The organism is Chromobacterium alkanivorans (assembly GCF_016937655.1).
Lineage (GTDB): Bacteria > Pseudomonadota > Gammaproteobacteria > Burkholderiales > Chromobacteriaceae > Chromobacterium > Chromobacterium alkanivorans.
This window is the reverse complement of sequence record NZ_JAFHKL010000014.1, coordinates 1-22,827: the sequence shown is the minus strand read 5'-3', so window position 1 is coordinate 22,827 and position 22,827 is coordinate 1. Positions and strand designations below refer to the sequence as shown.

Genomic DNA, 22,827 nt, shown 5'->3' with positions numbered 1-22,827 from the left:
TTGTTTAATCAGGACGCAATGTTACTGTATAACATCTCAAATTCACAAGGATTAATCATTCATCGGTTTATCATGATCCATCGTCGTGGTAGCTTTGTGCACCGAAATGTCCATGATAGTCTTATGGCCTATCACCCATCGCTCATATAAGGAAATGACATGAAAAAGCTGTTGATGCTAGCCGTTGCCGCCACACTCGCCGGCCAGGCTTTTGCCGCCGATCCGATCGCTCAGCGCCAAGACGTCTTCAAGCAATACAAGCCGGTGGTTGGCGGCATGGGCAAGATGGTCAAGGGCGAAACCCCTTACAACAAGGACGAGTTCGCCAAGCTGGCCGGCGAGCTGGAGGCTCTGTCCCAGAAACCGTGGCAGCACTTCCCGGCCGGCAGCACCGCCGGCAAAACCGACGCCAAACCGGAAATCTGGAGCAAGCCCGCCGACTGGCAAAAAGCCATCGACAACCACAAGGCCGCCACCGCCAAACTGAAGCAAGTGGCCGCCGGCGGCGACCTGGGCGCGATCAAGGTGCAGTTCGGCGCCACCCAGAAAACCTGTAAGGCCTGTCACGACGCCTTCCGCAAGGATTGAGCCCCGTCGCGCCGCGACCTTAACAGCCCGCTAGTCAGCGGGCTGTTTGCTTGCATCGGCGCCGCCAGACCCCAGCCCCGAAGATCCCTGAATGAAAAAACTGCTGACCGTATTGCTGTTGGGCGCCGTCGCGGCGCCACTGGCGCTGGCCGACACGCCGGCCGAAACCCGCGCCAAATCCTTCAAAAAAGTATTGCTGGCCTTTGAGCCGATGGGCGCTGCGGTGCGCGGCCGCGACCCGTATCGCAAGGACGCCTTCATTCGTCAGGCCGACGCCTTGAAACAGATCGCCGCCGAGCCCTTCAATCACTTTCCCGCCAACAGCATCAGCGGCAAGAGCCGCGCCAAGCCGGAAATCTGGAGCCAGCCGGCCAAGTTCCAGGCCGACAAGGACGCCTTCCTGAAATCGGTGGCCGACCTGGACCAGGCTGCCCGCGGCGGCGATCTCGCCGCCATCAAGAAAAGCTACGGCGCGGTGGCGCAGAGCTGCAAGGTCTGCCACGACGCCTTCCGCGGCCCGGAGAAGTAAATCGCGGCCACGAAAAAGGGCGGCTCGCGCCGCCCTTCTGCTTGCCCCTCGCGGCGCGAACAACGCGCCGCGTTCTGCGCTCACAAACGCGTCAACAGCACATAGACGCCGCCGCTGGACACCAGCAAGGCCACCAGCGCGATGATGACGGGCGCGAACTCCAAGCGCGGCACATCGCCGGCGATGGCCTTGTTGCCGGTTATCATCGCCTTCACCAGATTGTTCTTCTTGAACACCCGATAAGCGACGATGGCCAGCAAGTGCAGGCCGACCAGGCCCAGGATCACATTGAAGAAGCCCTTGTGGAACGAGGTGGCGGCTTCAGCCGCATCGCCGCTCAGCAGCTTGGCCAACGGGCCGTCGTACAGATAGCTGTCGACGTCGGCGGCGAACAGACCGGTGCTCACCTGGGCCAGCAAGGCCAGCAGCATCGCCAACACCATCAAGCCGCCCAGCGGATTGTGGCCCGGCTGCTCGTTCTCGCTCAATTCGCCGCGCAGATAGCGGACAATGCTGCGCGGCCCCTTGATGAAATTGCTGAAGCGCGCGGTCTGGCTGCCGATCACGCCCCAGATCAGGCGGAACAGCAACAGGCTGGCGAGGCCGGAGCCGCACCAGATATGGTATTGCAGCCAATCGCCGCCCTGCTCGCCGCTATACCACATGCCGGCGAACAGAATCACCAGCGCCCAGTGAAACAAGCGGGTGGGCGCATCCCACACTTTTACCATTTGCGTCATCGCGTTTTCACTCCTTGATCCAAAAACTCACCCGCTCAGGCGTACCCGAATTCATGCACTGCAACATGATAATACCGTGCCGAGCCGACAAACCCTAATCCAAATGGGGTTTTGCCCGGATTCTACCGACAAAAAGGGGGCAAAAACCACCGGTTTTCGGTTAATATCCTTGATTGGGCTCGCTTGGCGAGTCCGGCTACGCCGCCCGCCAACGGGCGGCCTAACTTTTTGCGGCGGCGCCTTCATCCCGCCATTGCCGCGCATCACCTTAGTTGGAGACCCGATAAATGAACCATGCCCCCCTGATTCAGGATCTGCAGGCCCGCGGCCTGATTGCGCAAACCACGGACGCCGTTGCGCTGGAAGAACTTCTGAGCAAGGAGCAGGTGACCCTTTATTGCGGCTTCGACCCCACCGCCGACAGCCTGCACCTGGGCCATCTGGTGCCGGTGCTGATGTTGCGGCGCTTCCAGCAGGCCGGCCACCGTCCGGTGGCGCTGGTGGGCGGCGCCACCGGCATGATAGGCGACCCCAGCTTCAAGGCCGCCGAGCGCAAGCTGAACACCCCGGACGTGATCCAGGGCTGGGTGGAGAAGATCCGCGGCCAGGTCGAGCCCTTCCTCAACTTCGAAGGCGACAACGCCGCCTTGATGGCCAATAACTACGACTGGTTCGGCCAGATGAACACGCTGGACTTCCTGCGCGACATCGGCAAGCACTTCTCGGTCAACGCGATGATCAAGAAGGAGTCGGTCCAGCAACGCATCAACCGCGAGGACCAGGGCATTTCCTTCACCGAGTTCTCCTACAGCCTGCTGCAAGGCTACGACTTCTCCGAGCTGAACCGTCGCTTCGGCTGCAAGCTGCAGATCGGCGGCTCCGACCAGTGGGGCAACATCACCGCCGGCATCGACCTCACCCGCCGCCTGCAACAGCAGCAGGTGTTCGGCCTGACCGTGCCGCTGGTGACCAAGTCCGACGGCACCAAGTTCGGCAAGACCGAATCCGGCGCCATCTGGCTGGACGCCAAAAAGACGTCGCCTTACGCCTTCTATCAGTTCTGGCTGGGCACCGCCGACGCCGACGTGTACAAATTCCTGCGCTACTTCACCTTCCTGTCGCTGGAAGAGATCGCCGAGATCGAGGCCGCCGACCAGGCCCGCGACGGCAAACCAGAGGCGCAGCGCATCCTGGGCGAGCAGATGACGGCCATGGTGCACGGCGCGGCCGCGCTGGAGGCGGCGCAGCGCATCACTCAAAGCCTGTTCAACAACGACCTGAGCAGCCTCACCGCCGACGACTTCGCCCAATTGGCCCAGGACGGCCTGCCCAGCATCCAGCTGGAACGCGATGCCGACAGCCTGATCGACGCGCTGGCCGCCGGCGGCCTGGCCAAGTCCAAGAGCGAGGCGCGCACCTTCATCCAGAGCGGCGCGGTCAGCGTCAACGGCGACAAGGCCGATAGCCTGGAGCAGCGCTTCGGCGACGCCGAACGCCTGTTCGGCCGCTACACCCTGCTCAAGCGCGGCAAGAAGAATTACGCGCTGGTGGAATGGCGCTAAGCGCTGCGCCTCTCAAACCAAAGCGGCCGTCACGGCCGCTTTTTTTATCGCCTGCGCCTCACGTCTCCACCTCGAAAGCCTCCCCCGTCGCGAAGAAGGCGCCGCCGGCAATATAGTGCAAGCTGCGCTTGGCGTCGCCGTCGAAACGCCAGTGGCCGTCGGCGAACACCTCCGCGTCCGCCTCCGCCGCCACCACCTCGCCGATAAACAGATCGTAGCTTTGCTGATTCCGCGGCTCGCTGATCACCTTGCACTCCAGATAGGCGATGCAGCCGTCCACGCGCGGCGCGGCCACCCGCTGCGACGGAAGCCCGCTCAAGCCGCTGTGCGCGAATTTGTCCACCTGCCTGCCGTCGGTGCCGCCGGCGCGCAGCACCGCCTCGGCCTGGGCGCGGCAGGGCACGTTGAGCACAAACTCGCCCGAGGCCTCGATCAACGCCCGGGTATGGGTGGCCTTGTCGATGACCACCGCCACCTTGGGCGGATCGAAATCCAGCGGCATCGCCCAGGCCGCCGCCATCACATTGCTGCGCTGCCCGGCCGCGCTGGACACCAGCACCGTGGGACCATGATTCAATAAACGATAGGATTTCGCCAGATCGACTGCGAGCAAACGGGACATGGGCAAACTCGAGAACACATGAAGCGAACATTCTAGCCGGAGACGCGGGGAGCCATCCGGCGCGGATAAAAAAAAGCCCGGCGCTCGCCGGGCGTATAGATTGCTAATTTCAACAAAGGAGAAGTCATCGAGATGACTATCCAGATATAGGACGCTTTATATTGCGTTGCAAGAAACCCGCAAGGTCCTCTCAAAACAGGAACATCGGCCCGCTGCCCTGCGGATTGCTCCTCCCCTCCAGGCCGATATACACATTGCGGCCATAAAAGAACGGCAAGCCCCAGTCAAAGTAACTGCTAAGAAGCAGACCGCTGGCCGGCGCGCCCACGCCGGGCAAGGCGGAATAGCCCTGTAGCAACAGCGAGCCGGCATTGCCCAGGCTGAACGCCACCGCGCTGTTGTTGCCGCCGCCGCTCAAGGTGGCGTTGAGATTCAGGATGCCGCCGGGGCAAAACCAAGTGCTGCTGCCCACCACGCAGGTGGCTATCGTCGCGTCGGGGAAAAACAAGCCATTGGAGCCGCTGTCCAGAAAGCTGCCGTAACTGAGCGATTTATAGCTGGTCGAGATCACGTCAACGCCGTTGCCGTCCAGCGTGGTGGGGAAGGCCTTGGCCGCACCCAGCGCGTTGTTGCTCTGCGTGCCCACGCCGAAATACAGCGTTCCGGCGGCGCTGGGCGCGCCGCTGATCGCCACCGCGGGCAATTGCAGCATCACGCCGTTATTGTCGCTGGCGAAACCCACCAACGGGTTGGACACCTGCAAGGACGCGGCCGCCTGGGCCGGCTGGCAGCTCAGGGCGGTCGGGCAGGCATAGTAATAGCTGTTATTGCTAAAGTTGACGCAAGTGCTGCCGCAATCCTGCTGCCGCAGGCCGACGCCCAGTATGCCGTTAGCTTTCAAAGTCGACAGGCTACCCAAATTACTCCCCGTCCCGCTGCAGGCGGCCGGGATAAAACTGTAGGCAGGGTCGCTGATGATCTGGATAGGCAGGGAGGACGCCGTCTTGCCCGCCATTTTGACGTCGGCGTAGCGGACGCTGCCCCAGGTGAAGCCGCTGGCGAACTGCATGCACTCCGCCAATTGCCGGCTGTTCGTCGTCGCCCCGGGCAAGCTGCCCAGCGTCGAGCCGCTCAAAGCACTGGCCAGCAAGCGCAAGCCGCTGGAACCAGTGTCCACCAGCACCCGGCTGATCGTCTGGCATGGGCTGCCGCCGGGCGCGCACACCGTCACCGACACATAGGGCATATTGATCTGATAGACATTGGCCACCGGGCCGCTGTCCACCGTCATCGTCACCGAATTGGCCGTCGACCCGCCATTGTCCGGCGGCGAGACGCTGCCTATCCCGCCGCCCCCTCCTCCTCCGCACGCCGTCAGCAATAGCGCGCACGTTAGCGCCAGCCCAAAGATAGCCTGTTTCATCTCGCACCCCGCCCGGATTATTTGAGTTGATCGATGTCGAGACCCGCCGGCACCAGCGCGGGCACATAGGCCAAACCGAAGAAGGCGCGAGCGCGCCCGGCGGAAATCACCGTCAGCCCCGGTCCTCGCCCCTCCAGGCGATTCAAGCCGGCGCGATTGGACTGTTGCGAGGACACATAGCTGGAGAAGTAATCGCCAAGCAGCTGCCTCATGTCCGGCAGCGCCGGCCCCTGCCACGCCACCGCGAACACCACGCCGTCCGCCTGCCGGGCGAACTCGCGGATAACGCGGCCGGTCTCGTCCCGGCTCTGCGCCACGGAATAGAGCGCCGGCGGCGCGGCCTTCAAGGCCAGCGCTTGCGGAGCGACGAGCTCGCGACCGGCCGGCAAGGGCTGCCCCAAGGTGGCCGACACGGGACTGGAAAACAAGCTGAAGCTGAGGCCGAACATCAAGGTTCGTCTCGCCATGAAAGACGTCTGCATGAATACCCCCGTCGAATGGAAACTACAGCCGCACCCGGATGCGTTGCCCGGGAATCAGGATATGTGTATCGCCATACCTAAATAAAGATATAGCACTATGGCATGCACAATAGGGATGGATTAGCGGTCTGATCAAACGGAGGGAAGGATGGCCAATGATAAAAAAAAGGGGGGCGAAAGCCCCCCAGCGTCCTCAAAATTCAACCAGCTGCCCGCCAGTCAAATCCTGGATTTCTCAATCAATACGCCAGCGAATCGTCATGCCGGGTCGTCACCAGCTTGCCCGCGCCCAGAGACAGCATCAGCAAGGCGACGCGCTCGTGAACGATCACCGTATGGGTATTGCCGGAAAACTGCATGTAGCGACGCAAATCCTCGCGTACTTTGCGCGAGCCGGTCACGTCGATGATGATGTCGATGCTGCTGCCCTGCTCGGCCAGCTCGATGAAATTGTCGGTGACGGAAATGCCTCGCTGCTGCGCCAGCAGAATGCCCGGGGAATCCAGGTTCAAATCCGCGACGCCCACCATCCCGACGAACGGCGCGTCCAACAGCTGCCGCAACAGCGGCGTTCCGGTTTCGCCCGCGCCTATCATGCCTACTTTGATCTGTTCCATGCGGCCACCCGAATATGACTATCAAATAAACACCGCACTGTAACAGCTTTAACCCCGGTCGCTATTTGAGCCAAATCAAGCGGAATCGCGGGAAGGTCCAACAATGCGACAGGCCCGGACATCGCCGGGCCTGCGGTCACCACGCCTCGGAGAGGCTCAATGCAGATTCTGCTGCGACAGGAAACGCAAATAGCCAACGCCTTCCAACCAGAAACCGCCATCGGCCAGCGGCGTCGCCTCCTCCAGATCCGCCACGGTCAACACCAGCTCCTGGCCGTCCAGATTGGCTTCCAGCACCACATCGTCGTCATCGGAAAACTCTTCGGAAGCCGTATGGAAATCCGGCTTCACGAACTGATTGTTAACCTGAATATAGTCGGACTCATTCAGCAGACGCAGGATGTTCATGGCGACCTCCTAATGATGCGGTGAGAGACAAGGTCCAACAAGACAGCAAACGCGGTGCCGGTTACGAACGTCGCGAGCGCTCCTTGCAACGTCTCGACGCCTACAGCCAGCCGCGCTCGGCAAACGACTCCGCGCGCGCGCCGGTCACGACGAAATGATCCAGCAACCTTATATCGACCAACTGCAGCGCGGCTTTTAATGTATTGGTTAGAGAATGATCGGCGGCGGATGGTTCGCACACGCCGGATGGATGGTTATGGGCAATGATCACCCCCGCCGCGTTATTGGCCAGAGCCCGCCGCACCAACTCGCGCGGATAGACCCGGGTTTCGGTCAGGGTGCCGCGAAACAGCTCTTCTACCGCAATGACCCGATTTTGCACGGTCAGGAATACCGCGACGAACACCTCCACGTCCTTGCCCGCAATCGCCAGCCTCAGGAAATCGCGCACCTGCCGCGGGTTGCGCAAGGCGTCGGTCAGGCTCATGTCCTCCGCCAAGGCGCGCTGCGCCAATTCCTTGCAAGCCATCAACTGCGCGTACTTGGCCGCGCCCAGCCCCCGGCGCGCGCGAAATTCATCGAAACTGGCGTTGAGCAAGCCGGACAGCGAGCCGAAGTCCAGCATCAATTGCCTGGCCATCTCCACCGCGCTCAAGCCCTGCATGCCGGTGCGCAGAAAGATGGCCAGCAATTCGGAGTCCGACAAGGCCGCCGCTCCCTGGGCCAACAGCTTTTCACGGGGACGCTCGGCCTCCGGCCAACGGGCGATAGACATCTGCACGCTCCTTCTCTGGCTATAGCACTGTTTTCAGGGTCAGACCAAACGCGATGAAGCATGGCCTACCATATCATCGAAGCCGCATGCCGGCCAGCGCGCCCAGTCCGTGGAAATCCGCTAAAATTGGACATTTACCGCCTGTTGCGACAAGTCCATGACAAGCAAGAAAATCCTGCTAGGCATTACCGGCGGCGTCGCCGCCTACAAGGCGGCGGAGCTGACCCGCCTTCTCGTCAAAGCCGGCCACAGCGTGGAAGTGGTGATGACGGAAGCGGCCGCGCGCTTCGTGACTCCGGCCACCTTCCAGGCCTTGTCCGGCCACGCGGTGTACACCGATCTATGGGACGAGCGCCCCAGCAACGCGATGGCCCATATCGACCTGTCGCGCCGCGCCGATGTGTTCCTGATCGCGCCCGCCACCGCCAACACCCTGTTCAAGCTGGCGCACGGCGCTTGCGACGATCTGCTGTCCACGCTGGCCGCCGCCCGCGCCTGCCCGCTGATCGTGGCGCCGGCGATGAACCGGCAAATGTGGGACAATCCGCCCAATCAGCGCAATGTGGCGCAGTTGCGCGCCGACGGCGTCGCCGTCTTCGGCCCGGCCAACGGCGCCCAGGCCTGCGGCGAGACCGGCGAAGGCCGCATGCTGGAGCCGGAAGAGATCGCGGAACTGCTGGAAGGGTTTTTCCGCGCCAAGGTGCTGGCCGGGAAGAAGGTGCTGCTCACCGCCGGCCCCAGCTACGAGGCCATAGACACCGTGCGCGGCATCACCAACATCAGCTCCGGCAAGATGGGCTACGCGCTGGCGCGCGCCTGCCGCGACGCCGGCGCCGAGGTCACGCTGATCTCCGGCCCCACCGGCATGGAGGCTCCGCTGGGCATGCGCCGCATCGACGCGGCCAGCGCCCGGCAAATGCACGACGCGGTGATGGCCGAGGTGGGCCGCAGCGATATTTTCATTTCCGTCGCGGCGGTGGCCGATTACCGGGTCAAGAACCCGTCCGTCCACAAAATCAAGAAAGGCGCGGCGCCGCCCACCCTGGAGCTGGAGGAAAACCCGGACATCCTCGCCACCGTCGCCGCCCTGCCCGCCGCCCCGTTCTGCGTCGGCTTCGCGGCGGAAAGCCAGAACCTGCTGGAGTTCGCCGAAGCCAAGCGCCAGCGCAAGAAACTGCCGCTGCTGGTGGCCAATCTGGCGCAGCAAGCCATGGGCGCCGACGACAATCAGGTGGTGCTGCTGGACCGGGACGGCCCCCATCCGCTGCCCAGCATGCCCAAGCCGGAGGTGGCCAAGGCCATCGTCGAGCACCTGGGCAAGCTGTTGCCGCAAAACCGATAAGCAACCGACACCGCGGCCGCCCCGCGCGGCCGCCAAGAAAGGACTCTCATGAAAAAACCCGTCATTGACGTCAAGATTCTGGACCCGCGCCTGAAACAAAACTTGCCCAATTACGCGACTCCGGGTTCCGCCGGGCTCGACTTGCGCGCCGCCATCGAACAGGACATCACCATCGCCCCGGGCGAAACCCAGTTGATCCCCACCGGCATGGCCATCCACATCGCCAACCCCAACCTGGCCGCCATGCTGCTGCCGCGCTCCGGCCTGGGCCACAAGCACGGCATCGTGTTGGGCAATCTGGTGGGGCTGATCGATTCCGACTACCAGGGCCAGTTGTTCGTATCGGTATGGAACCGCGGCCACGAGCCGTTCCGGCTGACGCCGCTGGAACGCATCGCGCAGATGATCATCGTGCCCATCGTCCAGGTGGGCTTCAACATCGTCGACGACTTCGAAAGCTCGGAACGCGGCGACGGCGGCTTCGGCAGCACCGGACGCAACTGAGGCCGGCCGCCGCGCGATTGCCTATACTCACACCGTAAGGGGAGCGATCCCGCGCGGCCGCGACGGCCGCGCGCGGCTCCCGCCGGGCCCCGGACCCTGCCGGAAGCGCCACGCTGTCTCCCACCGCTCGCAAAGAAGGATGCGCCGGCATGAAGCAAAGCCCCAATGAGGACGACAGCAAGCGGATTCTCGACAATCTCGTCGAACTCACCTCCCAGCGCGAACAGGACATGCTGGAAAGCAGCCTCGCCTCGACCCTGGTCGAGGTGATGCGCGTGGACAAAGTGGAGTTGTTCGCCTGTCGCTGGGTCAACGGCGTGCCCTACACCCGCCGGCGGCTGAGCGCCGCCAGCGTCGACTGCAAGACCCAGATTACCGAAACCGCCAACGACAGCTGGCTGCCGCCTCCGATCTTCCTCTACGACCTGCTCAACGCGCTGGACAGGGACGACGGCATTTTCCGCATTCCTCACGGCCTCTGCCTGCCCTTGCGCTGCATGGGCAGCATTGTCTCCCTGCTGGTCATTCACGTGACCGCCGAACAGAAAGTCAACAAGGCCATGCTGAAGGCCATGGCCAGGATTCACGAGAACTTCCTGCGCCTGCTGTTCGAGGCGGACCGCGACATGCTCACCGCGCTGAACAATCGCCGCAAATTCGATTTGCGGCTGTTCAATCTAATGGCGGCGCAATTGCAATCGCCAGGCGAACACCACGCCTGCACGCTGGCGCTGCTGGACGTAGACCATTTCAAGCAGGTCAACGACCAGTTCGGCCACATGGTGGGCGACGAGGTGCTGCTCTTGCTGGCGCAGCTGATGCAGCAGTCATTTCGCGAAGACGACAGCCTGTTCCGCTACGGCGGCGAGGAGTTCGCCATCATCTTCCAGGGCCTGCCGCCGGCTGAAGCGGCGGTGGCGCTGGAACGCTTCCGCCAACGGGTCGAACAATACTCGTTTCCCCAAGTGGGCCGCCTGACCGTCAGCCTGGGCTTCACCCGCATCCTGCCGCAATTGCTGCCGGGGCAGTTGGTGGAACAGGCGGACCGGGCCTTGTATTACGCCAAGACGCATGGCCGCAACCTGGTATGCGGTTACGAGGAACTGGTCGCCGGCGGCCAGCTCGACAGCGCGCAACGCTTTGGCGAAATCGACCTGTTCTAAGCCCCGGACCGTATGCCCGACGTAAAAAAACCGGCTCCAAGGAGCCGGTTTTCGATTGACGCGATCCGCAGGCGGCCGCTTACGACAGCAGGTGGTTGCTCAGCTCGCGCATGCCGGCCGACAACATCGCCAGGTCCAGCACGCTGAACGACTGCAGTTCGGCGAACATCTGCGCGCATACCTCCACTTCGTGATGGCGCTTCTCCATCCACTGCTGCGCAAAGGCTTCCGCGCCGGCGGCGTCCTGCAAGGCCTGCCCCGCCAGATTGCGATGCACGCGGTACAGATCGTCGCGCAGCGCCGAGCGCGCCAGCGACTGCCAGCGGTTGTCGCGCGGCAGGCTGGTGATCGCGTCGCGCAGCCAATCCAGCTGCATCGCGTGGCCTAACTGGAAGTAGTTCTTGGCCAGCAGTTCCAGCGGCAGCTTGCTGCCTTCGCTGATCTCGATGATGTCCATCAGCGGCACCGCGAACTCCAGGCGCGCCAGCACTTGCGCCAGCGGCTGCGGCATGCCCGGCTGGCTCAGCCGCGCTTCCAGCGCCGCCACCGCCGGGTAGCTGTCGGAGGAGATCAGCTGGGGCAGCTGCGCCAACAGCGCCTGCACCTTGGCGGCGTACTGCTTGATCACCGCGTTCACCGAGGTGAACGGACGCTTGTTGCGCAACACCCAACGCGTCACGCGCTCCACCAGCGTACGCACCAGCACCATCATTTCCACCTGACGATCCGCCGGCACCTTGTTGTCCAACGCTTCGATCTCGCTCCACAGACGCTCGCCATCGAACACGCGGCTGGCGATCCACCAGGCGCGGGCGATGTCGCCGGCGGAGAACGGAGACTCTTCCTGCATGCGGAACACGAAGGTGGTGCCCATGCGGTTGATGATCTGGTTGGCCAACTGGTTGGCGATGATCTCGCGCTTCAGCTGATGCTGCTGCATCTGCGCGCCAAAACGCTGTTGCAGCGGTTTCGGGAAGTAGTTGGTCAGGATGGACAGGAAGTCCGCGTCGTCCGGCACATCGGTGGCCAGGATGGCCTGATCCAGCGAAATCTTGCTGTAGGACAGCAGCACCGCGATTTCCGGCACGGTCAGACCCTGACGCGCCAGGCGGCGCTCATTGATCTGGGTTTCGGACGGCAGGTACTCGATTTCACGGTTCAGCTCGCCGGTTTTTTCCATGTGCGCGATCATGCGCGCATGGGTGGTCAGCATCGCGGCGGCTTCCTGGCGCTTGATCGCCAGGATCTGGGTCTGCTGGATATTGTTGCGCAACACCAGCTGCGCCACCTCGTCGGTCATTTCCGCCAGCAGCTGATTGCGCTGCTTCAAGGTCATGTCGCCGGCCTGCATCACGCCGCCCAACAGAATCTTGATGTTGACCTCGTGGTCGGAGCAATCCACGCCGGCGGAGTTGTCGATGGCGTCGGTGGCGATGCGGCCGCCGTTCAGCGCGAACTCCACGCGTCCCAGTTGGGTGCACGTCAAGTTGCCGCCCTCGGCCACCACGCGGGCCTGCAATTCGCGGCCGTCGACACGCACCGGGTCGTTGGCGCGGTCGCGCGCGTCGGCGTGGCTCTGGGTCGACGCCTTGACGTAGGTGCCGATGCCGCCGTTGTACAGCAGGTCGATCTTGGCCTTGAGGATCTCGTGGATCAGCTCGTTCGGCGCCATGCTGTCCTTATCGGTCTCCAGCCAGGCCTTCACTTCCGGAGACAGCGGGATGGACTTGGCGGAGCGCTCGAAAATGCCGCCGCCCTTGGAGATCAGCTCGCGCTTGTAATCGGTCCAGCTGGAGCGCGGCAGCTGGAACAGACGCGCGCGTTCGGCGTAGCTCTTGGCCGCGTCCGGCGTCGGGTCCAGGAAGATGTGCAAGTGGTTGAACGCCGCTTTCAGGCAGATGTGCTCGGACAGCAGCATGCCGTTGCCGAACACGTCGCCGGCCATGTCGCCGATGCCGATCACGCTGAAGTCCTGCTCCTGGGTGTTGACGCCCAGATGGCGGAAATGGCGCTTGACCGACTCCCAGGCGCCGCGAGCGGTAATGCCCATGCCTTTGTGGTCGTAACCGGCGGAGCCGCCGGAAGCGAAGGCGTCGCCCAACCAGAAGCCGTAATCGGCGGAAATGCCGTTGGCGATGTCGGAGAAAGTGGCCGTGCCCTTGTCGGCCGCCACCACCAGATAAGGATCGTCCGGATCCAGGCGGCGCACATCCTTCGGCGGCACGATCTGGCCGTTCACCAGATTGTCGGTGACGTCCAGCAAGGCGGAGATGAAGATTTTGTAGCAGGCGACGCCTTCGGCCAGGAAGGCCTCGCGGTCGCTAGGCGCCGGCAATTGCTTGCCGACGAAGCCGCCCTTGGAGCCCATGGGCACGATCACCGAGTTCTTCACCATCTGCGCCTTCACCAGGCCCAGCACTTCGGTGCGGAAATCTTCCATGCGATCGGACCAGCGCAAGCCGCCGCGCGCCACTTTGGAGCCGCGCAGATGCACGCCCTCCACGCGCGGGCTGTACACCCAGATTTCGAACATCGGGCGCGGCTGCGGCAGGAAGGGAACCAGATTGGATTCCAGCTTGAACGAGATATAGGACTTGAACTCGCCGTCGGCGCCCTTCTGCCAGAAGTTGGTGCGGCGGGTGGCCAGGATCACCGACAGGAAGCCGTTCAGGATGCGGTCTTCGTCCAGATTGGCCACGCCGTCCAGCTGCTCGCGCAGCTTGGCCAGCAAGGCGTCGGCGCGCGCGTCGTCGGCATGCGCCGGGTCCAGACGCACGGCGAACAGCTCGACCAGCAAGCGGGTGATGGCCGGGTAGTTGGCCACGCACTGCTCGATATAAGCCTGGCTGAAGGTCAGACCGCCCTGGCGCAAGTACTTGGCCAAGGCGCGCACCAGCGAAATCTCACGCCAGTCCAGCCCGGCCACCAGCGCCAGGCGGTTGAAACCATCGTTTTCGCAGCGCTTGGCGAATACCTGGGTCAGCAGCTCCTGGAAGTCCTGCTGCACTTCCTCGCTGGCGATCTGCTCGTCCGCGGAGCCCACGTCCAGGCCGAAATCGCTGATCCACACCTGTCTGCCGTCGGCGCGCAGCACGCAGTACGGATGCTCGTCGCGAACCTTGACGCCCATATTCTCCAGAATCGGCAGGCTGGCGGACAGGCCCAGCGCCTCGCCTTCGCGGAACAGCTTCAGATTGAAGGCCGAAGCGCCGCGGTGGAACGGCCGATACAGCTTCATCGCCAGCGGGGAGTCGGCGTTGACCGATTCGATGTGCTGGATGTCCAGCACCGCGTTGCGCACCGCGAACTCTTCGCGGTAGGCCACCGGGAAGGCGCCCTTGTAGCGGTTGAACAGCGCGTTGCCCAATTCCTCGCCGTGGGTCTCCACCAGCAGTTGGTGCAACTCCTCCACCCAGCCGCGCACCAGGCGAGCGATTTCAGCCTCGATGTCGGCCTCGTGGAATTCCGGCAGCTTGGCGGCGTTGGTGCGGATGATGTAGTGCACGCGGGCCAGCGAGCCGTCGCTGATCTGCACGCTGAACTCGGCGCTGGTGCCGTTGAAGGCGTTCATCAGCACTTTTTCTATTTTCAGACGCACTTCGGTGTTGAAGCTGTCGCGCGGCACGTACACCAGGCAGCTGACGTAGCGGTGGTAACGGTCCTTGCGCACGAACAGGCGCACGCGCGGGCGTTCCTGCAGGCTGACGATGCCTTCGGAGATCGGCCCCAGCACCTCGGCCGGAATTTCGAACAATTCGTCGCGCGGATAGGCTTCCAGCACAAAGCTCAAGGTCTTGGACTTGTAGCTGTCGTCCACGTAGTCGCAGTTGCTGACCACGGTGGCCACTTTCTGACGCAGGATGGGCACGTCCTTCGGCGAATCCTGATAGGCGCTGGCGGTGTACAGGCCCAGGAAGCGGCGCTCGCCGATCACCTCGCCCTTGTCGTTGAAGCGCTTGATGCCGACGAAGTCGATATAGGCCGGTCTGTGGATGATGGAGCGGGTCTGCGACTTGTTCAGGATGATCAGCTGCGGCAGGTGCGCCAGTTCGCGCAGTTCCTGCGGCAGCTGTTCGAAGCTGGCGGAGTATTCCTTGTCGCCCTGGTCCTGCAAAATGCCCAGGCCGGAATGCTTGACGATGCGCAGGCTGTCCTTGCCGTCGCGGCGCACTAGGTCGTAATCGCAATAGCCCATGAACAGGAAGTTGCGCTTGGACATCCAGGCCAGGAAATCCACCGCTTCCTTGGCTTCGCCCGCGCGTTTGCCCTTGACCTGGGACAGGTCCTTGCTGATCACCGCCAACACTTCGCGCATCTTGGGTTCGTCGCTCACCACCAGACGAATATCGGCGATCACGCGGTTCAAATCCGTTTCCAGCTGCTTCAGCACCGCCGGATCGGTAACCCGGTCAATCTGCACGTGAATGAAGGACTCCAGCGGCAGGCTGCGGTCCTCGGTGCGCTTGACCTCCTGAATCACGCCGTTCTTGTCGCGGCCCACCGACAGCACCGGGTGCACCAGCAGGTGCAGGTTCAGGCTATGGCGCGACAGCAGCATGGTGATGGAGTCGATCAGGAACGGCATGTCGTCGTTGACCACTTCAATCACGGTATGGGTGCTTTGCCAGCCATCGCGCTCGAAATCGGGGTTGTAAATGCGCGCCTTGTGCTGGCCGCCCGCGCGCTTGGCGCCGAACGCGTAATGCGCCGACGCGGCGCCGAACAAATCCAGCGACGAAAACTGTCTAAGGTCGGCGTGCTCGGCCTCTTCGAAGTAGATCGGGAAGAAAGGCTCGAGTTGGTGTTTCTCCTTTTCGGAAAGCTTGGTCTCTGCTACGGCCTGAATATCGGCGATCAGGCTCGCGAGTTCGGTCTTATTGGTAAGCGACATGTTGCTTCTCTTGTTGTGTGCACGGAGTGTGTCGAGGCATTGTAGATACCCCCATCATGCCGGGATTTCCTTAATGCGACGTGGACGTACATTTTCATGGAAAAGCCCGCTCGCCCCCACCGAATGCCACAAGAATAAATCGTGGCGAACGCCACTTTTAGCCTTATAGCAATGCGACGGCGGCTTACAAGTTTCTCTCCCAGGCCCACATTGTACACAAGTCCAAAAACGAAATATAAGTTATTGATTTTTATGACATTTCACATGAAGAGGAAATATCGGTTAAAATACGAACACTTGCTCACACCGATTGCCAGACAATGGCCCCATCTTGCGCACGACGGATAACCGTTGCAAGCTGCGGCCAACTACTGGCAAAAGTAGAAATAACTACAATGGTTCCGGCTTGGGCGAGACACCGTGAGCAGCCTCGTTCCAAGCGCCGGGTTTACAAGCTTGGGTTCGCGTTGGTCCAAACGACGCGAACACCCGATAGAGAAGTAGAAATCCACGCCATGAAAAAAGTCCTGATCGCCTCCGCAGCGGCAGCTCTGCTGTCCGGTTTTTCCGTCCAAGCAGAGACACTGCGTTTTGGGGTTGACCTCAACTACCCGCCGTTCTCCAAACAAGGCGCCGATGGCAAGCCGCAAGGCTTCGACATCGACATGGCCAATGCCCTTTGCGCCGCCATGAAAGTCAGCTGTCAGATCGTTCCGCAAGACTGGGACGGCCTGATTCCCGCCCTCAACGCCAACAAATTCGACGCCATCCTGTCCTCGATGCAGATCACCGAGGAACGCAAGAAAGCCGTCGACTTCAGCCGCAAGTACTACAACATCGCCAGCCGCATCGTCGCCAAATCCGGCACCGCCGTCGATCAGAACAGCTTCAAGGGCAAGAAGATCGGCGTGCTGCGCGCGTCCACCCAAGAGAAGTTCGCCAAGGACTACTGGGGCAAATCCGGCGCCGCCATCGTGCCTTACGCCAAGTCGCCCGAATCCTTCCTGGATCTGAAGTCCGGCCGCGTTGACGCCGTCTTCGTCGACGGCGCCGTCGGCGACCAGGAATTCCTGAAGACCGCCAACGGCAAGGGCTACGCCTTTGTCGGCCCGAACTACGCCGACGTCAAATACTTCGGCCTGGGCGCGGGCATCGCCGTCAAGAAAGGCAACAAAGCGCTGGCCGAACGCCTGAACAAGGCGATAGACCAGGTACGCAAGGACGGCAGCTACAAGAAAGTCCAGGACAAGTACTTCAGCTTCGACGTCTACGGCGGCTAAGCTCCTCAGCTATCGCATCCGTCCCGGCCGAGCGCCCCACGGCGCTGGGCGGCTCGCTGCCGCCCGCTCCGCGCGCCTCGCCGGGACTTTTTTGTTTGGCCGCTCACCCGGCCGAGCAAGGACCGGCCTTGCGCGCAAGGCTGATGAATGAGGCAGTAACACCATGTTTTTGCAAGGTTACCTTCCCAGCATATTGCAAGGAGCGGTGCTCACATTGCAGCTGGCCGGCTCAGCACTGCTGGTATCCATCGTGCTGGGCCTGATTGGCGCGCTGTTCAAGTCCGCCCACTCCAAACCGTTGATCTGGCTGGCGGAGCTCTATTCCACCGTGGTCCGGGGCGTGCCCGATCTGGTCTGGATGTTCCTGCTGTTCTTCGGCGTCCAGATGATGATCAACGACTTCTGCGGCCGCATGGGCTGGGAAAGCCCCAATATCGACCCCTTCGTCGCCGGCGTGCTGACCCTGGGCTTCATCTTCGGCGCCTATATGACGGAAACCTTCCGCGGCGCGATGATGGCGGTGCCCAAAGGGCAGATGGAAGCCGGCATGGCTTACGGCATGACGCCGCTGCGCGTCTTCTTCCGCATCACCGTTCCGCAGATGGTCCGCTTCGCCCTGCCCAGCTTCTCCAATAACTGGCTGGTGCTGGTCAAATCCACCGCGCTGGTTTCGGTCATCGGCCTGAACGACGTGATGTACCGCGCCGACGCGGCCAAATCCACCACCCAGGAACCCTTCACCGTCTATCTGATCGTGGGCCTGCTGTTCCTGGCGATCACCGGCGTCTCCAACCTCTTGCTGGGCCAACTGGAAAAACGCTATTCGCTGGGCGTCAAGGAGAGCGGACTGTGATCGACTTCCAACTGATTCTGGAAAAACTGCCCGCCTTCTTCGGCGGCGGCGACGGCCAGGCCGTCATGAGCACCCGCGACGGCCTGATGATGACGCTGGAGCTGCTGTTCATCTCCCTGGCCCTGGGCATGGCGATGGCCGTCCCGATGGCGCTGATGCAGGTCTCCAAAAACCGGCTGGCCTCCGGCGCGGTCCGCGTCTACGGCTACGTCTTCCGCGGCACGCCGCTGCTAGTGCAGCTGTTCATCATCTACTACGGGCTGGCCCAATTCGGCTGGGTCCGCGACAGCTGGGCCTGGCACTACCTGCAGGAGGCCTATTTCTGCGCCATCCTCGCCTTCACCCTGAACACGGCGGCCTACACCACGGAAATCATCGCCGGCCAGATCCGCAACACGCACTGGGGCGAGATCGAAGCCGCCCAGGCCATGGGCATGAGCAAGTGGCTGATGATGCGGCGCATCGTGCTTCCCTCGGCGCTGCGCCGCGCGCTGCCGGCCTACAGCAATGAAGTCATCATGATGCTGCAGAGCACCGCGATCGCCGGCTTGGTGACGCTGGCGGACATCACCGGCGTGGCCCGTCGCATCTACGCGGACAGTTACATGGCCTTCGAGCCTTTCCTCACCGCAGGCGCCATTTACCTCGCGCTCACCTTCCTGCTGGTCTGGTTGATGAAGCAGGCGGAAAAACGCTGGCTGGCCTATCTGGCGCCACGCAAGCACTAATGCGGATAGCGATACAGGAACATCATCATGCATACCCCCACCGACAAGAATCTGAAGCTGCAAGTCAGCGATCTGCATAAGAGCTACGGCTCGCACGAGGTGCTTAAAGGCGTGTCGCTGACCGCTCACGCCGGCGACGTGATCAGCATCATCGGCTCCTCCGGCTCCGGCAAAAGCACCTTCCTGCGCTGCATCAACATGCTGGAACAGCCGAACAGCGGCCGCATCCTCGCCGCCGGCGAAGAGCTGAAACTGGTCTCCGACCGCAAAAACGGCGCGCTCAAGGCCGCCGACGCCCAACAACTGGCCCGCATCCGCACCAAGCTGGCCATGGTGTTCCAGCACTTCAACCTGTGGGCGCACATGACGGTGCTGGAAAACATCGTCGAAGCCCCGATTCACGTGCTGGGGCTCAGCCGCGACGAAGCCTGCGCCCGTGCGCGCAAATATCTGGACAAGGTCGGTCTGCGCGGCGTCGAGGACAAATACCCGGCCCATATGTCCGGCGGCCAGCAGCAACGCGTCGCCATCGCCCGCGCGCTGGCGATGGAGCCGGAAGTGATGCTGTTCGACGAGCCCACCTCGGCGCTGGACCCGGAACTGGTCGGCGAAGTGCTGCGGGTGATGAAGGACCTGGCCGGCGAAGGCCGCACCATGGTGGTGGTCACCCACGAAATGGGCTTCGCCCGCGAAGTGTCCAACCACGTCATTTTCCTGCACCAGGGCAAGATAGAAGAGCAAGGCCACCCCAAGGAAGTGCTGATCCGCCCGCAAAGCGAGCGATTGGTACAATTCCTCTCCGGCAGCCTGAAATAAATCGTACAATAGGAAAATGTCGCACACCATGCCGGCCTCATGCCCGGCATGGTGTGTTTTTGTAATCTCCACCCTTCGCCGCGAAAACCAATGGGTCAGCATCCGTCCCACCCCGCCAAGCCACTGCGCTACGGCTTCCTGCTCTTGCCCCATGCCTCGATGGCGGACTACGCCATCGCCTCCGAGGTTCTGCTGCACGCCAATTGGCTGGCGGAGAAAAAACTCTACGAAACCCTGCTGCTGTCGTTGGACGGACAAGCGGTGCCGCTCTCCAACGGTACACGAGTGGCGGTTGACCTGCCGCTGGACGGCGCGCCCAAACTGGACTGCCTGCTGATTCTGGCGGACGACATCAATCCCGACTTCAGCCTGGACGCCCTAAGCAAAGGACTCTCCGCCTGCGGCTCCGACAAAATCCAATTGGGCGGCATCGGCTGCGGCAGCTACTGGCTGGCCCGCACCGGGCACTTCAACGGCCTGCGCGCCACCATACACTGGCGCGAGATCAGCCGTTTCACCGAAGAGTTTCCGGACATCATCACCTCGTCCAACCTGTTTGAAATCGACGGCAAACGCCTCAGCTGCGCGGGCGGAGCCGCCACCTTCGACTTCATGCTGACCCTGGTCGGCAATCTGCACGGCCACGAGTTTATCGCCCAGCTGTCGGAACTGTTCAGCATGGAGCGCATCCGCCCAGGCAATGAACGTCAGCGCATCCCCCTGGCCACCCGCATCGGCGGCAGCCAACCGAAGCTGACCGAGGCGGTCAGCCTGATGGAAGCCAATATCGAGGAACCGCTGAGCACCGACGACATCGCTTACTATGTCGGCGTCTCCCGCCGGCAACTGGAGCGCCTGTTCAAGCAATACCTGAGCACGGTGCCGTCCAAATACTATCTGGAGCTACGCCTGAGCCGCGCGCGCCAACTGCTGCAACAAACCAGCAAATCCATCGTGCAGATCGGACTTGCCTGCGGCTTTTCCAGCGGCCCGCATTTCTCCAGCACCTACCGCAACCATTTCGGCATCACCCCCCGCGAGGAACGCTCACACCGCACCCAGACCGCGGCGCCCGCGCCTGCCGCCAAGAGCTAGACGCTCAAACTCCCGCGCCGCAACCATCCGGCGAAGGCACCGCGGAGCGATCCGGCTCGCCTTGCCGCGACAGCGGCAACTCGATCCGGAAACAAGCGCCGCTGGCCGGGATGTTCTCCGCCGAAATCAAGCCCCCGTACTGCTCCACAATCGTCTGGCAGATCGACAGACCAAGCCCCATGCCGTTCGGCTTGGTCGAAAAGAACGGGTGAAACAGCACCTCCAATGAGTTCGGCGTGATGCCGCGGCCGGTGTCGCGCACCTCCAGAATCGCTTTCTTGCCTTCCCGCCGGGTGTGCACGATCACATGGCGCTTCATCATCGGCTCGTCGCGCAGAGCGTCCATCGCGTTCGACAACAGGTTCAACACCACCTGCTCCAGCTGGATGCTGTCGGCCAGCACCGCCACCGGATAACCCGACAACAACTGCACCACCTCGATGCCGCGTTCCTTCAGATCGTACTCGGCCAGGAACATGCAATTGCCGACCACCTGGTTCAGGTCGATCAGCCGCGTCTCGATCGCGCGCTTGCTGACCAAGGCGCGCAAGCGCTTGATGATCTCCCCTGCCCGCTCCGCCTGCGCCACCGCCAGGCGCAACGCCGCGTTCACCTGGGCCGGGGCCTCCTCCACGCCCTCCAGCAACTGGATGCTGGCCTGACAATAATTGGCGATCGCCGTCAACGGCTGGTTCAGCTCGTGCGCGATGCCGGACGCCATTTCACCCATGGTATGCAGCCTAGCCACATGGGACAGCTTCTCTAGGTGCTCCTTGACCTTGCTCTCGCTGGCCTCCAACGCCGCCACCGTGCGCTGTCGCAAAGGCCCCAGATCGCGCAAGGCGCACACCACGCCTATCAAGCGCCCCTCCCGCGAGAACAGCGGCGACACGCCCCCCTCCACCGATCGGATCTGACCCCGCGCCGACGTCAGCTGCATCCTCTCCGCCAACACCACCGGCTGCGCGGTCCGGAAACACTCGCGGATCGGATCCTCCGCCAACTCCGCGGCCAACTCGGCCTGCAAATGGAACACCTCGTGGCAGACGCGGCCAACCACCTCCTCCGCCGCCATCCCCATCAACTCCAGGGCCATCGGATTCGCCAGCTCGATCGCATGGTCCTGGCGCAGAATGATCACCCCATCGTGAATCGCGCTCAGCGTGACGGAAGCCCGCTCGCTTTGCAGAAAGATCGCCTCGTCCGACTGCTGACGCTCATGCCGCAAGGCCATGCGCTGCAAGTGAACCAAACCGGCGAACACGAAAAAGGCCAACAGCAAAGACTGTTGCCACAACCACGGCAACAGCGCCAAGTCCGTCACCCGGACATCCCTGGCCACCCCCAGCACAAAAGGCTGCGCCACGCTGGACAGAGGAAGGCGGGCCTCCAGCCGGCGCAACACCGGCCACCAGTCGCGCTCGGACGAAGTATGCAGGCGCTGAAACAACGGCGCTCCGGGCGCAAGGACCCCATCCTGATACAACGTCAGGTCCAGCCCGGGCAACAAGCTCTCCAGGGCCGGCGCCTGCAGCAGGCGGTCGCAAAACACGACCAGGCCCACCACCCCCACCAGCTTGCCAGGCGCCTTCTCGCGATCTTCGAACAAGGGCTGGAACAATAAATAAGCCCGCCCCCCGCCCTCGTGCAACTCGAAAGCGCCGCTGGCCATCCTTTGCCCGGTCTCCAGAGCCCTGCTCAATGCCGGCCGGAAATAAGCATCGCCCCAAATATCGTAACCAAACATCGGGCCGGCCTCAGGTCGATCCGGCTCCAGCATGGAAATCACCAGCGACTGCGAACGCGCGGCGGCTGGCCGCCACGCGCGGCTTCCCGCCACGTCGAAATCGCGAATGTAAAAAGTTTCGCCGAACTTGCTGCTCATCTGGCGCAAAAAGAGCGGCCGCTCAGCCAAGGGCACGCTTTGAAAAAAGATAAAGGAATGAAGCTGCGGATAGTGAGGCAACAATTCGCGCGCAAAGGTGGACAGCTCGGATGCCTCAAACGGCCGGCTCGCCGCCATCAGCGCATCCACGGAGGACAGCACCGACTCGTTCTGATCCAGCTTGCGCGCCACCATGGCGTGAGCCCGCTGCGCCACCGACTCGAACTCGTCCCTCAAACGCTGCAGCTCGCCCATTCCCCACAGCACCGTCACCAACAACGCGCAGAGAGCCCAGGCCAATACAAATAAATGCACGCCGTCCCGCCTGAAATTTCTCAAAATTCCCGCCTCGATTCCCAATCTTGATGCTGGAATTCTATTCATTACCAATAGGTTTTGCTGAGTAATTAACCGAAATTTCAGTAAAAATAAGTGAGCTGACAGAACAAAAAAGAACAATGGCTTAAGAATCAAGGAGAAAGCCCAAGAGGCCGGGAAAGGGGGGAAGAGAGCTTCACTGCGCG

20 protein-coding genes are annotated in these 22,827 nt (G+C 62.4%); 11 read left to right on the top strand and 9 right to left on the bottom strand.

From position 1 onward, the window contains the following. Positions 1-159 precede the first annotated feature (159 nt). Complete coding sequence (locus JW897_RS20400) at positions 160-588, top strand: c-type cytochrome (RefSeq protein ID WP_205467439.1); 429 nt, start codon at positions 160-162, stop codon at positions 586-588. 91 nt (positions 589-679) lie between these two features. Further along, positions 680-1,117 (top strand): c-type cytochrome, encoded by a 438-nt coding sequence (locus JW897_RS20395; protein ID WP_048414915.1) that lies wholly within the window; start codon positions 680-682, stop codon positions 1,115-1,117. Between the two features lie 80 nt (positions 1,118-1,197). Here the strand turns inward: JW897_RS20395 and JW897_RS20390 are convergent, their stop codons facing one another. Beyond that, positions 1,198-1,857 carry a cytochrome b/b6 domain-containing protein gene (locus JW897_RS20390; protein WP_205467438.1) on the bottom strand — a complete coding sequence of 220 codons (660 nt, stop codon included), beginning with the start codon at positions 1,855-1,857 and terminating at the stop codon, positions 1,198-1,200. 287 nt (positions 1,858-2,144) lie between these two features. On the opposite strand from JW897_RS20390, the gene tyrS reads away from it, so the two are divergent. Then, the gene (gene tyrS / locus JW897_RS20385) at positions 2,145-3,419 is read left to right on the top strand and encodes a tyrosine--tRNA ligase (protein ID WP_205467437.1); all 1,275 of its coding nucleotides are present in this window, start codon (positions 2,145-2,147) and stop codon (positions 3,417-3,419) included. Positions 3,420-3,477: 58 nt separating this feature from the next. Here tyrS and JW897_RS20380 read toward each other — a convergent pair whose 3' ends face one another. The 6 genes from JW897_RS20380 to radC form a co-directional block, all read right to left on the bottom strand. Next, positions 3,478-4,041, bottom strand: coding sequence for a flavin reductase family protein (locus JW897_RS20380; RefSeq protein WP_205467436.1), 564 nt, complete (start codon positions 4,039-4,041; stop codon positions 3,478-3,480). A gap of 190 nt (positions 4,042-4,231) precedes the next feature. After that, positions 4,232-5,464, bottom strand: coding sequence for a DUF3443 domain-containing protein (locus JW897_RS20375; protein WP_205467435.1), 1,233 nt, complete (start codon positions 5,462-5,464; stop codon positions 4,232-4,234). Positions 5,465-5,481: 17 nt separating this feature from the next. Beyond that, the gene (locus JW897_RS20370; RefSeq protein ID WP_205467434.1) at positions 5,482-5,931 is read right to left on the bottom strand and encodes a DUF2844 domain-containing protein; all 450 of its coding nucleotides are present in this window, start codon (positions 5,929-5,931) and stop codon (positions 5,482-5,484) included. A 254-nt stretch (positions 5,932-6,185) separates the two neighbouring features. Then, on the bottom strand, positions 6,186-6,563 hold the full coding sequence (locus JW897_RS20365) for an oxidoreductase (RefSeq protein WP_019101158.1): 378 nt from the start codon (positions 6,561-6,563) through the stop codon (positions 6,186-6,188). 156 nt (positions 6,564-6,719) lie between these two features. Further along, positions 6,720-6,971, bottom strand: a complete 252-nt coding sequence (locus tag JW897_RS20360; protein ID WP_019101157.1) for a hypothetical protein — start codon at positions 6,969-6,971, stop codon at positions 6,720-6,722. A 100-nt stretch (positions 6,972-7,071) separates the two neighbouring features. Next, entirely contained in the window at positions 7,072-7,746 is a 675-nt protein-coding gene (radC, locus tag JW897_RS20355) for a RadC family protein (RefSeq protein ID WP_048414911.1), read from the bottom strand. Positions 7,747-7,903: 157 nt separating this feature from the next. On the opposite strand from radC, the gene coaBC reads away from it, so the two are divergent. The 3 genes from coaBC (at position 7,904) to JW897_RS20340 (ending at position 10,755) form a co-directional block, all read left to right on the top strand. Next, complete coding sequence (coaBC, locus tag JW897_RS20350) at positions 7,904-9,088, top strand: bifunctional phosphopantothenoylcysteine decarboxylase/phosphopantothenate--cysteine ligase CoaBC (protein ID WP_048414910.1); 1,185 nt, start codon at positions 7,904-7,906, stop codon at positions 9,086-9,088. A gap of 48 nt (positions 9,089-9,136) precedes the next feature. After that, positions 9,137-9,592 (top strand): dUTP diphosphatase, encoded by a 456-nt coding sequence (gene dut / locus JW897_RS20345; RefSeq protein WP_019101154.1) that lies wholly within the window; start codon positions 9,137-9,139, stop codon positions 9,590-9,592. Positions 9,593-9,741: 149 nt separating this feature from the next. Next, on the top strand, positions 9,742-10,755 hold the full coding sequence (locus JW897_RS20340) for a GGDEF domain-containing protein (RefSeq protein ID WP_205467433.1): 1,014 nt from the start codon (positions 9,742-9,744) through the stop codon (positions 10,753-10,755). 79 nt (positions 10,756-10,834) lie between these two features. Here the strand turns inward: JW897_RS20340 and JW897_RS20335 are convergent, their stop codons facing one another. Next, complete coding sequence (locus JW897_RS20335; protein ID WP_205467432.1) at positions 10,835-15,646, bottom strand: NAD-glutamate dehydrogenase; 4,812 nt, start codon at positions 15,644-15,646, stop codon at positions 10,835-10,837. Positions 15,647-16,161: 515 nt separating this feature from the next. On the opposite strand from JW897_RS20335, the gene JW897_RS20330 reads away from it, so the two are divergent. From JW897_RS20330 to JW897_RS20310, 5 genes are all read left to right on the top strand, one after another. Further along, on the top strand, positions 16,162-16,926 hold the full coding sequence (locus JW897_RS20330; RefSeq protein ID WP_205467431.1) for an ABC transporter substrate-binding protein: 765 nt from the start codon (positions 16,162-16,164) through the stop codon (positions 16,924-16,926). Positions 16,927-17,089: 163 nt separating this feature from the next. Then, positions 17,090-17,779, top strand: a complete 690-nt coding sequence (locus JW897_RS20325) for an ABC transporter permease (protein WP_205467430.1) — start codon at positions 17,090-17,092, stop codon at positions 17,777-17,779. Beyond that, a complete protein-coding gene (locus tag JW897_RS20320) occupies positions 17,776-18,507 on the top strand; it encodes an ABC transporter permease (RefSeq protein WP_259042472.1) in 732 nt (243 codons plus the stop codon). Before JW897_RS20325 ends, JW897_RS20320 begins: the two co-directional genes overlap by 4 nt. Before the next feature lie 27 nt (positions 18,508-18,534). Further along, on the top strand, positions 18,535-19,323 hold the full coding sequence (locus JW897_RS20315) for an ABC transporter ATP-binding protein (protein ID WP_205467429.1): 789 nt from the start codon (positions 18,535-18,537) through the stop codon (positions 19,321-19,323). A gap of 90 nt (positions 19,324-19,413) precedes the next feature. Further along, the gene (locus JW897_RS20310) at positions 19,414-20,418 is read left to right on the top strand and encodes a GlxA family transcriptional regulator (RefSeq protein WP_205467428.1); all 1,005 of its coding nucleotides are present in this window, start codon (positions 19,414-19,416) and stop codon (positions 20,416-20,418) included. A 4-nt stretch (positions 20,419-20,422) separates the two neighbouring features. Here the strand turns inward: JW897_RS20310 and JW897_RS20305 are convergent, their stop codons facing one another. Beyond that, a complete protein-coding gene (locus JW897_RS20305) occupies positions 20,423-22,618 on the bottom strand; it encodes an ATP-binding protein (protein ID WP_205467427.1) in 2,196 nt (731 codons plus the stop codon). Positions 22,619-22,827 lie beyond the last annotated feature (209 nt).